This is a genomic window from Streptomyces sp. NBC_01275 (assembly GCF_026340655.1).
GTDB lineage: Bacteria > Actinomycetota > Actinomycetes > Streptomycetales > Streptomycetaceae > Streptomyces.
The window spans coordinates 4,638,580-4,651,765 of sequence record NZ_JAPEOZ010000001.1 but is presented as its reverse complement, the minus strand read 5'-3'; the positions used below and the strand labels follow the sequence as shown (position 1 = coordinate 4,651,765).

The window sequence follows — 13,186 nt, the reverse complement described above, 5'->3', positions numbered from 1 at the left end:
GCACACGAGTCCGAAGACGGAGCGGTGATGTGAGCGAAGGGCACGATGACGGACGACACGGCAGGGACAGCGGGAGTGGGCGGAGGGGACTTCAAGGGCTGGTGCTGCTGGGCGCCGTGCTGGTCCTGCTGCTCCTCGGCGGCGGACCGGCCTCGGCGCACGCCGCGCTCCGCTCCACCGATCCCGCCGACGGAAGCGTCGTCAAGACCTCACCCCGCAGCATCACCCTCGCCTTCACCGAGTCCGTAGGCCTGCTCGACGACTCCTTCCGGGTCCTCGACCCGGACAATCAGCGTCTGAAGCTGGGCAAGTCGGGGCATGTGGAGGGCCGTTCGGACACGGTCCGGGTCGCCGTGCCGGAGAAGCTCGCGACCGGCACCTTCACGGTGGCCTGGCGCGTGGTGTCGGCGGACAGCCACCCGGTCTCCGGCGCCTTCACCTTCTCCGTGGGCAAGCCCTCTCCGACGGCGGCGGTCCTGCCCTCCGACGCCACCGAGGACCCCCTCACCGACGGCCTCTACAACATCGGCCGCTACCTCGCGTACATCGCCGCGGCCCTCCTCGTCGGCACGGCGGCCTTCATCGCCGTATGCCGTCCGCCGGACAGCCGCCCCCTGCGCCGCCCGCTGCTGATCGGCGCCTGGACCCTGGCGGGCTCCTCGGTCTTCCTGTTCTTCCTGCGCGCCCCCTACGAGGCGGGCACCGGCCCGGCCGACGCCCTCGACCCGTCCGGTCTCGCCCGCACCCTGACCGGCCGCCCCGGCCTGGCCCTGCTGGCACGGCTGGTCCTGCTCGCCGCGGCCCTCTTCGTCCTCGTACGACAGCGCAGGCGCGCCGAGCCGTCCCGCGCCGCGCTCGTGGTGGGCGCCGTGCTCGCCGTGGGCCTCGCCCTGACCTGGGCGGGCGCCGAACACGCGTCCGCCGGCATCCAGGTCCCGGTGGCGATGACCTCCGCGGTGCTGCACCTGCTGGCGATGGCGGTGTGGCTGGGCGGCCTGGTCGCCCTGCTCACCCTGCTCCCCCGGGCCTCCGTGCCCTCCCGGGTGGTCATGCGCTTCTCCCGCGTGGCCGGCCTGTCCGTGACCGTCCTGGTGGTGACCGGCGTCTACCAGTCCTGGCGCGGCCTCGGCTCCACGGCCGCGCTGACGGACACGACGTACGGCCGCGTCCTGCTCGCGAAGCTGGTCGCGGTGGTGCTGCTGCTGATGGCGGGCGCGTGGTCCCGGCGGACGGTGACCCAGGGCACTGCGACGAAGGAGACGAAGACGAAGACGAAGGAGGCGACCGTGACAGTGGCTCCGGCGGAGAAGGCTTCGGCAGAGAAGGCTGCGGTAGAGAACAAGTCCCGGGTGCCCGTCCTGGCGGCCCGGGCAGCCGACGGTTCGGCGTCGACGACGGTCGAGGTCAGGGAGACGCCCCCGCCTTCGCCCCCGCCCCCGCCCGCCGAGAAGCAGCCGTCCCTCACGCCCGCCGAGGACGCCCGTAAGCGGGCCCTTCGCCGGTCCGTGCTCGCCGAGGTCGTCGTCTCCGTCGTGGTCCTCGTCCTCACGACGATCCTGACCGGCACCCTGCCGGGCCGGGCGGCGGCGGAGGCGGCGACCACGGAGCAGTCCGCGGGCCTGCCCGTGGCCTCGGTCATCAACGTCCCCTTCGACCTCGGCAGGCCCGGCGCCCGCGGCAAGGTACAGGTCACCCTCGACCCCGGCCGCGTCGGCGACAACGGTCTCCAGGCCGTGGTCTACGGCCCCGACGGCGGCTTCGTCAGCATCCCCGAACTCCGGATCTCCTTCACCCTCCCCAGCCAGGACATCGGCCCCCTCGACGCCAAGGTCGTGGACCGCGGCGGCTACTGGGGCGCCGACGCCGTCAACCTGCCCATCCCCGGCGACTGGGAGATGAAGGTGACGGTACGGGTGTCGGACATCGACCAGGTGAGCGTGACGAGGGACGTACCGATCGCGCGCTGAGAAACCGCGCGCCGAGAAACCGTGCGTAGGCGGCGACCGTGTACGTGCCCTGCGTGTCGGCCGCCACCGGTGTCACCGTGTCATCGGAGAGGGCGGTGATGCGAGCGGCGGGAGGATCGCACGGCGAAGAAGGCGATGTCGGCCGCGAAGATCAGGATGCCGATGAGCAAGAGATAGAGCAGGCCGTCCGCCACCGCGCCGATGAGTCCCAGGACGAGGGCCACGAGAAGCAGGAACAGGAAGATCGCCATGCGGCTGCACCTTCTCCGTCGGGTTGCGGGCGTCAGCGGCGCGCGAGCTGCCGTTCGCCGTTGACGCCCGGCTGATAGGCCAGGCCGTAGTGGTGGAAGATCGCTTCCTCCCGCTCGGCGGGCAGGATGTCGTCGGTGCCGATGGAGGGGGCCTTCTTCACCAGTCCCTTGGAGTGCGCGACCTTGACGTACCCCGGTCCCAGAATCGCCTCGTCGAGGGGGACGAAGACGAGGCGGTGCCGGGTGGGCAGCCCGGTGCGTACGGTGGCCATGGTCGGCTGGTCGGAAGCGGTGTCCACATAGATCGCTTCCAGGGAGCCGATCCGGCGCCCCTTCGGGTCCACGACGTCGCGGTCACGCCATTCCCGGACATCGGCGGAACGGATCATGACCTACCCCCGATCATGCCCGGTTCCCGGGCGGGCGCGTCGGACGTGCTCCAACGACCCCGGCGTATACACACCGGGGTCGCCCTTCCGGGTCGGTCGCACGTGAGAGTGCGCCTACCCACTCTCATGCTAAGCCTGGTGCACATTTCGGGCATCAGGCGTGGCCCACCTTTTTCGTGTCCGCGGTTCGGCGGTTCTTCCTCCGCAGTCGGCCGATTCCCGGCAGCGCGTCGCTGTAGTGGAAGGCCGCGATTCTTTCGTCGTGCTGTGCGTTGAGCCGGTGGATCAGGACCATTCCCATGACGATCACGGCGATGATCAGGACCACGGTGATGACGGTCTCCACGTCCTCACCTCCCTCGGGCGGAGGGCGGAGCGTACGCACAGACCGCGTTCTCGTCTTCGACGTTCCGGCCCTGTTGCTCGCCGAGAACGGCACCAGCATCGGAGCTGATGTACGAGGAACTCCCGGTATTCCAACCCTACTCCCGCCTGTGCCACGGCCCGTTCTGCTCGTCAGAGAAGCAGTAGAAGCAGTAGAAGCAGTAGAAGCAGTAGAAGCAGTAGAAGCAGTAGAAGCAGTAGAAGCAGTAGAAGCAGTAGAAGCAGTAGAAGCAGAGAAGCGGTAGAAGCGGTAAGGGGGAGCCGGAGGAGTAGGCTGGAAGATTACCGAGGATATTTCGCGCACCGGCTTCCACGCCCGTGTCGTTTTCGGCGATCCAATAGACCGGGTCGGCCGTGGTCGGCCTGGGGCAGGGTCCGCGTCATGACTGCGACCGTTTCCCTCTCGCCGACACCAGAAGCCCGAACTGCCGAAGCCCGAACTGCCGAAGCCGGGACTCCCGAAGCCCGGACCCTCGATGCCGGGACGCTCGATGCCCGAACAGCGGAATCCCGGGCCTCCACTCCGTCTCTCCGCCTGTCGCTGGCTCCCACCGGTTCCGTACCGGCTCTCCTGGACGGCGCCTGGTGGCCCCGCTCCCGCGATCTGGAGTCGGAACTCCCCGCGCTGACAGCCGTACTCGACCCACTGTGGGGCCGGATCACCCGGGTCACGGTGAACCCCACCCACTGGCCGCCCATCCCGCGCAAGGTGCCCGTCGCCGGGCACGTCGTGAAGGTGGGCTGGTTCCTTGCCGAACAGGACCCGCACGAACTCCTGCTCCTCTCCTACGGCAGTGGCCGCTGGAACCTGCTGGTCATCCCGCCCCGGACGACTCCCGCCTCGGCAGCCTGGCTGATGGCCGCCGCGAGCGACCCTCTCCGTATGTCGACCGCGAGCGAGCTGATGGAGGAGGCCGCACGTCTGCGGACGGCGACGGAGACCGAGCGCGCCGGGGAGGCGGTCTGGGACTCGGAGGGCGGCCACGGGGCCCGCGATCCGGCCGTACGGCCACGGATCCCGGCGGCGACGGCCGAGGACGGAACCGCCCGGTTCACCGACTCGGCGAACCGGACGGAGAGTTCATGAACATCCACAGCACCGCTGCCTACCTGACGTCGATCGCTTTCACCTTCTGCGCGGGCGGCACGCCGTGACGACCAGGCCCAGGTGGGACAGGCAGGGCAGGTGGGAAAGGCAGGACAGGCGGGACCAGCCGGCGCACCGTGTCGACAGCACACCGCGGGCCATGGACGCGTTACGCCTGCGCCGCCTGAACCGCTGGCAGGTCGAGACCGTCAAGGAGGACCTGGCCGATCTGTACGTGGAGTCCTCGCTCGCCCAGCCCGGAGAGGAGTACCGCGACCGGGAGGCGTTTCTGCGCCGGCTGACCGGCGCCGTCCGTCGCCCCGGCTTCGCCCTGCTCATCGCGGAGAACACCGCCTTCGCCGGCTGCGCCTACGGGTTCCCGCTGCGGCGCGAGGGAACGTGGTGGCGGGGATTCGACGGCCCCCTTCCCCGAAGCGTCGAGCAACTCACCGCGTCCGGACACGTCTTCGCGATCACCGAGACGGTCGTCCACCCCCACACCGCCGACCACGACCGCGACCTGGCCCGCCGACTCCAGCAACGCCTCCTCGCCGACCACCACGCCTCGCTCGGCGCGACCCTGGTGGACCAGACCGACCCGGCGACCTGCGACGCCTTCCTGTCCTGGGGCTGGCAGGACATAGGAACGATCCACCGCCCACCGGACGACCCCACCCTCCGATCATCGGCCCCCGTCCTCCTGCGAGCCCTGGTCCTCCCCCTCGTACTCACCCCACACCCGCAGACCCACCCACCGACCCACCCAGACGGCCTGGCCCACGAAAACCGCACCCAACGCCCCGATTGAGGTCGCCTCGCAACGGGTTGCCCCTCGGCTCGCGTCGCAGAAGTCGTCGAAGAGCGCGTGGAATACCGGGCGGCATCGCTTGCCGGTCTTGGTCTTGGTCGACCCGCACCCGACCTGCTTACAACTGTGCATACGGCCGGCCGGACGGCGGTGACCGAACTGACCACACCCTCGACGTCCCAGGGCCTGGCGAGGCCCGAGGCGTCGCTCACCAGGCGTCGCTCACGAGGCGTCGGCTGCTCCTCCGCCGGCCCGGTGTCGGCGGATCTCTTCGTGGTGGTCGGCGGCCCAGTCGATCAGGGAGGCCACGACGTCGTTCAGGCTGGCGCCCAGGGGAGTGAGCGCGTACTCCACGCGCGGTGGCACCTCGGCGTAGGCGGTCCTGGTGACCAGGCCGTCCTGGTGGAGCTGGGCCAGGGTGCGCGAGAGCATCCGCTGGGAGATGCCGGGGATGCTGCTCTGCAGGTCCTTGTAGCGCATCAGGCCGCCGTGCAGGCTCGCCACCACCATCAGCGTCCACTTGTCCCCGATCCGGTCCAGGACCTGGCGGATGAAGTCCGCGTGCTCGACCGGGACCCGGGAGCAGGGTTCCGGGAGCGCGACGGCGTCCTTCTGGGCTGCTACGGCGTCCATTGCGGACGTCCCCCTTCGGTTACGGACACGAATGTTCCTTTTGTGCGGCCTTCCATACTGGCGCATCATGGCGCTACATACCAATCGTAAGTATTGGAGGTGAGAGCCATGAAGGCAGAGATCTGGTCCGAGATCACCTGCCCGTGGTGCGGTCTGGGCAGTCACCGTCTGGACAAGGCCGTCGAGCGGTTCGAGCACCGCGACGAGGTCGAGCTGATCCACCGCTCGTTGCCTCTCTCCGACCGACTGCCGGTGGGCGGCGGGCTGAGCGTGCGCCAGGGCCTGAAGCAGATTCACGGCCTGGCGGACGACAAGCTGGAAGCAGCTCCCCGGCGGATCGAGGGGCTGGCCGCGCGGGAGGGCCTGGCACCGTACAACGTGCTGGAGAACCAGGTCGGCAACACCCGGTGGGCGCATGAGTTCCTCGCCTACGCCTCCACGCAGGGCAAGAACCGTGAAGCGTGGGACCGGATCTTCCGCGCCTACTTCGGTGAGGCCCGGTCGGTCTTCACCGTCGAGGCGCTGCTCGACCTGGCCGACGAGCTCGGCCTGGACCGGGACGAGGCCCGGCGAGTGCTGGACGACGGCCGATTTCGGCAGCAGGTGCAGGACGAGGCACGCCAGGCACAGCGACTGGGCGCCACCGGCGCGCCGTTCCTCGTCATCGACGGCCGCTACGCCGTCCCCGGCGCCCAGGACACCGACACCCTCCTGCGCACGCTGCGCCAGGCGTGGGACGCCACGCACCCGCCGCTCGTCCGGATCCCGCTCGCGGACGCCGAGGGGGTGTGCGGGCCGGACGGCTGCGCGGCGCCCGCCCCTCGTCCCGCCGGCGCCTGAGCCCCGATCCACTCCCTCCTTCCGGCAGGCCGCCCCCACGGCCGCCCAGGCGGGGCCCTCTCTCACCTCCCTTTTCCACATACACAGAGGTCGCCATGTCCTATCTGCTGCACATCGACTCCTCCTCCATAGGCACCGCCTCGGTCTCCCGCCAGGTCGCCCAGTCCTTCCGGGACGCCTGGACGGGCGAGGTCGTCCACCGGGACCTGGCCGCGTCGCCTGTGCCGCACCTCAGCGCCGCAGGCGTCTCGGCCCGCTTCACCGACCCCGCCCAGCACACCCCCGAGCAGGCCGCGGCCGTCGCCGTCCAGGACGAACTCATCGAGGAGTTCCTCGGGGCGAGCGCCTACCTGTTCACCGTGCCGCTGTACAACCGCTCGATGCCCTCGGTGTTCAAGGCGTGGCTGGACCAGATCATCGTCGACGGCCGCACCATCAGCTACGGCGGCCAGGGCGCCGCGGCCGGTCGTCCGGCCGTGCTGGTCTCCGCCCGCGGCGGCGGTTACGGCCCCGGCACCCCCAACGAGGGCAAGGACTTCCTCGTCCCGTCCCTGGAGTCCGTCCTGGGCGACCACGCCGTCCTCGGTCTCGACGTCACCACCCTCACCCCCGAGCTGACCATGGCCCCCGTCGCCCCGACGCTCGCCCACCTCCTCCCGCTCCACGAGGCGTCCCTGGCCGACGCGCACGAACAGGCCCGGGCCCGCGCCGAGAAGATCGGTCGGCAGCTCGCCGCCTGAGCGATCCGGCAGTCGCCGCCGCGGTGGGGCCCTGACGTCCCACCGCCCTCGGCCCAGCCGTTCCACGCCGTCCGGCATCCCCCTCGGGAGCACCTCGGGAGCACCTCGTGAGCCAAGCCGACACCGCCCGACGCAAGCGGCCCCCGGTCGCGTTGTTCCGTGCGGCCAACCGCCTCGTCCGCCCCCTGCTGGCCTCGCGCCTGCACGGCGTCCTCAGCAGATTCCTGATGCTGCTGACCTACACCGGCCGCAAGTCCGGCCGCCGCATCACCATCCCCGTCGGCTACTTCGACTGGGAGCCCGGCACGGTCCTGGCCACGTCCTCGGGGACCACCTGGATCGCCAACCTGCGCGGCGGCCCGACCGTCCACCTCCGCATCCGCGGACGGGAGTACGAGGCGGTGCCCACCGTGATCGAGGACCGCACCGCGATCACCGAACTGCTCGCCGAGTTCGCCGACCGCAAGACGCCTCGCGAGGCGAAGACGCTCGGCCTGCCCGGCGACCGCACGCCCACCCCCGAAGAGCTGCACGCGGCCGGCGCACGGGGACGCTTCGTCCTCTTCCGGCTCCAGACCTGACCGGCGCGGCCGACCCCGACTGATCGCCCCTGGCTCCTGTGGCCACGTTCCCTCGCCCGGGTGCCGTCGGCTCAGGGGCCGTCGGCGCACGTGCCCGTCGGCGCACGTGCCCGTCGGCTTCCACGCCGTACCGCTGACTCCCGCTGCCGTCAGTACAGGCCGCCGCGGCCGGGCTCGCCTTCCGACCCCACCCTTGGAGCACTCCGATGCATGTCACCGTCTTCGGCGCCAGCGGCGCCATCGGCCACCTGGTCGTCCACCAGCTCCTGGACGCCGGACACCACGTCACCGCCTACGTCCGCACCGCCGCCAAACTCACCCTCGCCGACGAGAACCTGACCGTGACCGCCGGCCGGCTCTCCGACACCACAGCGGTCCGCAAGGCCGTGGCAGGCGCGGACGCGGTGATCAGCGCACTCGGCCCGTCGCTGAAGCGGTCCGTGAAGGGCACCGCCCTCGCAGACGGCACCCGCACCATCGCCGAGGCGATGCGGGCCGAGGACGTCACCCGGTTCATCGGCCTGGCCACCCCCTCCCTGGCCGACCCGCGCGACAAGCCGCACTGGAAGCCCAAGGTCCTGCCCGTCATGGCCAGGCTCGCCTTCCCCAACGCCCTGGCCGAGCTGAAGGGCATGACCGAGGCGGTCACCTCCTCCCCGCTCGACTACACCATCGCCCGGATCACCAACCCGGTCGACAAGCCCGCCACCGGCCGCATCAGGTCCGGCTTCCTGGGCCACGACAAGGTCGGCTCGGCGATGACCCGCGCGGACATCGCCGCCTTCCTGGTCTCCCAGCTCACCGACCCCCGCTACCGCCGGGCCATGCCCGTCATCAGCAACTGAGGCAGGAGCCGGGCCATGAGCCCACCACAGGTCCGGCCGACAGGTCCGCGGCCGTCACCGGGGCGGGCTCCGGCATCGGCCACGCCACCGCCCCGCACTTCGCCGCCTCCGAAGCCTCCGAAGCCTCCGAAGCCGCTGACGACGTCGACGGCTTCACCCGCCGGCCGACCCCGGCCGACCCCGGCCGTCCCGCCGTCTCAGCCGCTGATCCCGCCCACTCCCGGAGATTCCCATGCCCGTGACCTCGCCTGCCACCCCCGGTTCGAGGGGCCGCACCGTCGGCGCACCGGCCCTCGCAGCCGCCGTGGCCGCCGTGGGATCCGGCATCGCAAACGCCGTCATCGCCCTGACCGCCTGGCCGCCGGGGCCTCGGACGACTTCCAGCCGCTGTGGCCGAGCAGCTACCTGCCTCTGACGGTGCTCGGTGTCCTGGCCGGCGCGATCGGCCGGCAGATCGTGCGGGGCCGAGCGGATGATCCGGAAGCCGCCCTGCGGTGGCTTGTGCCCACGGTGGTCACCCTCTCGCTCGTTCCGGACATCGCCGTCGGCGTCGAAAACAGCGCGCCAGGCGCCAGTTGGGGCGGCGTCGCCGCCTTGATCCTCATGCACCTGGCCGTCGCCGCAGTCGCCGTACCCGCATACCGCCGATGCACTCATGCACACATGCACTCATGACGCTGTGGATGCGGGAGAGGGTGAAAACGCGCTCGGCGTCCCGAAGACGGCACCAGGCTTCGAGGTAGGGCGGGTCGAGCACGAGGCGACTCAGGGTGCGCACGGTCCGGTTGCCCGAGGTGGCGACGTACTCGACGGTGATGTCCTGACCGGCATCGATGGCATGGGCGAGCTGGCGGACGTCGCTGTACGGCAGGCGCTTCGCCCACCATGCGACGATCTCCTCGGTGTCCGTGGCGAAGGGCACTCCTCCTTCGAACGGCGCAGGATCGGGAGTCGTCGGCGGGGCGGCCAGCAGCTGGGCCGCCAAGGTGTTCGGGTCGATGGCGGCGGATGCCTTCGCCGCGCGCGTGGCAGCGATCCGCCCGGTGGCCCTCGCGCTGGTGCCGCGCGGAGCCGGAACGGGAGCTGCGGCCCGCTGAGGCCGGGTTTTTTCGATGCGTACCGTGCCCTCGGTCGTCTCGGCGACAGGGGCGTATCCCTCGGCCCGAAGCGCGGCGAGAGTGGCGTCGAGCGGGCTGCGGCTGATCAGCACCGTCGGCGCCAGCTGTCGCAGTGCGAGCTTGGCGAGCCCGCGGTGGGCGGCGAGTTCGGCCAGGAGCGCGGGTTCGTCGCCGTGGACCACGCAGGCAGCGGGGGTGATGCGCACGCGCCCGTGGGCGCGCGCGGTGTCGGCGATCAGGTACGACAGCGGCTGCGGCAGAGGCCCGCGAGCGACGGCGGTCAGGTCGGCTGTGATGTCGTCGGGGATACGGCCGGCGTCCAGAGCCCGGCGGATGCTGCCGGCGCCGAACCGCCACACCGCTGCCGTGCCGCTGGTCTCCCGGTCGGCGACGGAGTCCAGGAGTGCGGCCAGCCGCGCGGACGGTGTGCCGGTGACGACGGCGGTGAGGTCGGCGCCGATCCGGGCCGTTGCGGTGGCCGGGGGCAGCAGCCGCCGGCACGCGGCATTCAGTTCTGGCATGTCGTCGGTCCACAGGTGGGCGCCGAGCGGGGAGAGGGCGCCGCGAGCGAGTACGCCCAGGAGTTCGGCCTCACGGATCACGGCGGCGAACGGCGTTCCGTCCTGGGGCGACGAGTCGGCAAGCGGTCGGTGCCAGGCGATCAGGGGCCCCAGATCCGAGGTGACCCTCATGCCCTGTCCTGTCGGGAGCTGTGCGGCTGCGGCCAACAGTCCGTGGCGGGCCTGTACGCAGCCGTTGCAGGGCGGTGCTCCCGCGAGAGCGGGCAACACCTTGTTGTCCTCATCGCGCGCCCGGGTGGGGGTGAGCGGCAGGTTCCGCCACGCTTGGAGCAGTACGGCGAACTGCTCCGGGGGTTCCAGTTCCGCCCAGGCGTCGTACACCTCGGTAGGTGCCACGCGATCGCCGTCCCGACCCAGGAGCCCGGCCGCGTACGCGGTTTCGAGAGTGAGGCGTACGACGGCGTCGTCGGCCTGGGCGGCCTTGCCGATCCGGGCCAGTTCCCGCGCACCGATCCCACCGGACTTCAGCCGGGTCGGCGCAGCTGCCGAGCAGGCCGACAGGACCGAGGCGGCATGGGCAGCGAAAGCCGAGGCCACGGCTGACGCCTCGCGGTCCACCTCCGTCAGGGTGACGGACGCCCGTCGCGCGGAAGGCGGGACGGGTTCGAACGGTGCGTGCCGGCCGGGCCCGCGCAGCGCGAGCGCCACCTCGGCAGGCATACGGGCCGGACCGTAGCGGCCACGGTCCTGGATCAGCAGTCCCCGTTCCAGTGCCCATAAGGCGCCCGGTTCGAGGCCGGGGCTCGCATGCCCGAACACGATGGACTGCGGGGGCTCCCCCGGCACAGCCCCCGCTCGGCGTTCGAGCAGCTCCCGGGCTGCCGCAGGGGCCTTGGCGACCACTGAGGCGATCTGTTCCGGGTCGCTGTGGTGTTCCACCAGTGCGGACAGCCGCTGCGCCTTGGTGCTCGGCGGCTTGACGCCCAGTGCCGCCAGCATGCCGCGCAGCTCGTCGGAGGTCGTGCCCGCGAGTAGTTCCTCCAGCGGAGCATCCAGCCCCAGGGGCGTGTCCCACGCCTGCCGCAGCGGTCCGGCCATGCGGAGCTTCCCCGCGCCGTCCGGCCAGACCAGAGCGTGATCGGCCAGCGCCTCCAGCACGGCCTCCAGTTCGCGAGTGGTTTCGTCGTCCGCCGCTCCTCCCAGCAGTTCCGCCAGGGCATCGCGCGATGCGGGCGTACCCAGCGCCGCCAGCGCCTCGGCCACCTGGAGGTGCGGCAGCGCGAGCCGCGGCAGGGCCAGCGCCACCGATCCCGGGCGCTGAAGACGGTCCGCCAGTTCCCCCACCGAGCGCGGCTCCGGAGGGGACACGGCGTCCTTCCGCGTCCCGAGTACGCGTGCCAGACGAGAGGCGTCGAGGCTGCCCAGCCATGTCGCCAGCGTTGATCGGGACTTCATGCGGGTGCACCTCGCCAGACCAGGGAGCGTCGCAGCGGGGCCGGAGCCCCAGTGCCGGGTCCAAGGATGGCGTATCCCCATGATCCGGAGTGCCATATCGGGGCAGGTTCCCTCTTGGCGGGCGTTGGCGGACCTTGGCCGCTCAGTGCACGCCGGGCAGCCGAGCCGCGATGTGCGGGTGTGGGCGGCTCGCGTCGTTCGAGAGACGTACTGCACCCAGCTCCAATTCCTACTTGTTTGATAAAGTCGGGTCCCATGAGCGAGATTCCTTACAGCGTCGGTGAAGGACCGGCCACCAGGGTCAGCCTCTCCCTCCCTGAGGGGACGGCGGAGGCGATCCGCCGACGGGTCGGCAAGCGTGAGTTCTCCGCGTTCATCACCGAGGCGGTCGAGCGCGAGCTGCGCGGCCAGATCCTGGACGAGTACCTGGCCGACTACGAACGCCGTCAGGGGCCGATCTCCGAGAACGAGCAGGAGCGGTCACGCCGGGTCTTCGACGAGGTGTTCGCCGAGGAGGGGCAGTGGCCCACCGCAAGCTGAGCCACGAAGGCACCCTCGTTCTCGACTGCGAGGGCCTGTCGAAGTTCGTCGGCGATCACGAGTCCGTCGTCGCCCTCGTCGCCGAAGCCCGCAAGCGGGGCATGGAGGTGGTCATCAGCGCACTCACCATCATCGAAGCGGTGCATCACCGGACCGACAAGGCGCGGCTCGCCTGGGTCCTGTCCGGCGTGCGGATCGTGCACATCGGCGACGAGGAGGCCAAGGCCGCCTCAGCCATGCTGGTCAACGCTGGTCTGAGTGGTCACAAATACGCCATCGACGCCGCCGTGGCAGAGGCGGCGCTGCGCCAACGCCGCCCGGTCGTCATGCTCACCTCGGACGTCGACGACATGACGAAGCTCTACGGCGACAGGGTGCGCCTCGTCGCCGTGTAGCCGACGCCCAGGACCACAACGCCGGGGACGGAAGGTCGGCCCGTACGTTCATACCCGGGCCGCGCCGACGCACAGGTCAGGAACGCCCGGCTCCACGACGCCCGGTACACCGCCGCCACCGTGCTCATGCTGCTCAGGTACCGGACGCCATGCTCAAGGACGTCACCCGGAAGATCGCCGAAGCCATCAGGGGATCACCGGAAAGCCCCCTGTGGACAAAACCAGGACAACGAGGTCTGAGGACAACGACGAAGGGCCCCACCGCGAACGGTGGGGCCCTTCGACATCGTGCCCGGTGAGGCACTGGCGGAGGATACGAGATTCGAACTCGTGAGGGGTTGCCCCCAACACGCTTTCCAACTGTGGTGGTCGGACGGCTGGATGCGTGCGGGGGCGTTCACCTGGGTTCATGGGCGGTCGGCCGTGGGAGCGGCTACGGGCTTCGGTCTCGGTTGAACGACCGTGAACGGTGCTGAATGAGACGGAAAATGAGACGGATGCACTCTTGATCGCCGGAGGTCGGCGGGGCTGGCTGCTCCAGCCCAAGGGCGCATTTTCGTCGGGATGGGTGACGGGACCGGGCTCGCGCCTTACCTCGGGAGCTTGCTGATCCAGGGCTGTCTCCCTAACTG

At 70.8% G+C, this 13,186-nt stretch carries 15 protein-coding genes; 10 read left to right on the top strand and 5 right to left on the bottom strand.

Annotated features, from left to right (window positions below; translation table 11 throughout):
• Positions 1–101 precede the first annotated feature (101 nt).
• A complete protein-coding gene (locus OG562_RS20445; protein WP_266399812.1) occupies positions 102–1,967 on the top strand; it encodes a copper resistance CopC/CopD family protein in 1,866 nt (621 codons plus the stop codon).
• Positions 1,968–2,047: 80 nt separating this feature from the next.
• Here OG562_RS20445 and OG562_RS20440 read toward each other — a convergent pair whose 3' ends face one another.
• The 3 genes from OG562_RS20440 to OG562_RS20430 form a co-directional block, all read right to left on the bottom strand.
• Positions 2,048–2,218, bottom strand: coding sequence for a hypothetical protein (locus OG562_RS20440; protein WP_266399810.1), 171 nt, complete (start codon positions 2,216–2,218; stop codon positions 2,048–2,050).
• Between the two features lie 32 nt (positions 2,219–2,250).
• Entirely contained in the window at positions 2,251–2,607 is a 357-nt protein-coding gene (locus tag OG562_RS20435) for a PRC-barrel domain-containing protein (RefSeq protein WP_266399809.1), read from the bottom strand.
• 154 nt (positions 2,608–2,761) lie between these two features.
• The gene (locus OG562_RS20430) at positions 2,762–2,953 is read right to left on the bottom strand and encodes a hypothetical protein (protein WP_266399806.1); all 192 of its coding nucleotides are present in this window, start codon (positions 2,951–2,953) and stop codon (positions 2,762–2,764) included.
• A 420-nt stretch (positions 2,954–3,373) separates the two neighbouring features.
• Between OG562_RS20430 and OG562_RS20425 the strand changes: the two genes are divergently transcribed.
• Entirely contained in the window at positions 3,374–4,078 is a 705-nt protein-coding gene (locus tag OG562_RS20425; RefSeq protein ID WP_266399804.1) for a DUF5994 family protein, read from the top strand.
• Positions 4,079–4,238: 160 nt separating this feature from the next.
• Complete coding sequence (locus tag OG562_RS20420) at positions 4,239–4,886, top strand: hypothetical protein (protein WP_266399802.1); 648 nt, start codon at positions 4,239–4,241, stop codon at positions 4,884–4,886.
• Between the two features lie 222 nt (positions 4,887–5,108).
• Here OG562_RS20420 and OG562_RS20415 read toward each other — a convergent pair whose 3' ends face one another.
• Positions 5,109–5,519, bottom strand: a complete 411-nt coding sequence (locus tag OG562_RS20415) for a helix-turn-helix domain-containing protein (protein WP_266399799.1) — start codon at positions 5,517–5,519, stop codon at positions 5,109–5,111.
• A 108-nt stretch (positions 5,520–5,627) separates the two neighbouring features.
• Here OG562_RS20415 and OG562_RS20410 point away from each other — a divergent pair, with 108 nt between their 5' ends.
• From OG562_RS20410 to OG562_RS20390, 5 genes are all read left to right on the top strand, one after another.
• Positions 5,628–6,359: a DsbA family protein gene (locus tag OG562_RS20410; protein ID WP_266399796.1), complete on the top strand. Its 732-nt coding sequence runs from the start codon at positions 5,628–5,630 to the stop codon at positions 6,357–6,359.
• Between the two features lie 95 nt (positions 6,360–6,454).
• Entirely contained in the window at positions 6,455–7,099 is a 645-nt protein-coding gene (locus tag OG562_RS20405) for an FMN-dependent NADH-azoreductase (RefSeq protein WP_266399794.1), read from the top strand.
• A gap of 107 nt (positions 7,100–7,206) precedes the next feature.
• Positions 7,207–7,680 (top strand): nitroreductase/quinone reductase family protein, encoded by a 474-nt coding sequence (locus OG562_RS20400; protein WP_266399792.1) that lies wholly within the window; start codon positions 7,207–7,209, stop codon positions 7,678–7,680.
• A gap of 206 nt (positions 7,681–7,886) precedes the next feature.
• A complete protein-coding gene (locus OG562_RS20395) occupies positions 7,887–8,525 on the top strand; it encodes an NAD(P)-dependent oxidoreductase (protein WP_266399791.1) in 639 nt (212 codons plus the stop codon).
• 15 nt (positions 8,526–8,540) lie between these two features.
• A complete protein-coding gene (locus OG562_RS20390) occupies positions 8,541–9,200 on the top strand; it encodes a DUF6069 family protein (RefSeq protein ID WP_266399790.1) in 660 nt (219 codons plus the stop codon).
• On the opposite strand, the gene OG562_RS20385 is transcribed toward OG562_RS20390, so the two are convergent.
• Complete coding sequence (locus tag OG562_RS20385) at positions 9,127–11,619, bottom strand: helicase-associated domain-containing protein (RefSeq protein ID WP_266399789.1); 2,493 nt, start codon at positions 11,617–11,619, stop codon at positions 9,127–9,129. The genes OG562_RS20390 and OG562_RS20385 overlap by 74 nt on opposite strands.
• Positions 11,620–11,874: 255 nt before the next feature.
• On the opposite strand from OG562_RS20385, the gene OG562_RS20380 reads away from it, so the two are divergent.
• Together OG562_RS20380 and OG562_RS20375 are read left to right on the top strand one after the other, a co-directional pair.
• On the top strand, positions 11,875–12,159 hold the full coding sequence (locus tag OG562_RS20380; RefSeq protein ID WP_266399788.1) for a hypothetical protein: 285 nt from the start codon (positions 11,875–11,877) through the stop codon (positions 12,157–12,159).
• Positions 12,141–12,554: a DNA-binding protein gene (locus OG562_RS20375; RefSeq protein ID WP_266399787.1), complete on the top strand. Its 414-nt coding sequence runs from the start codon at positions 12,141–12,143 to the stop codon at positions 12,552–12,554. Before OG562_RS20380 ends, OG562_RS20375 begins: the two co-directional genes overlap by 19 nt.
• Positions 12,555–13,186 lie beyond the last annotated feature (632 nt).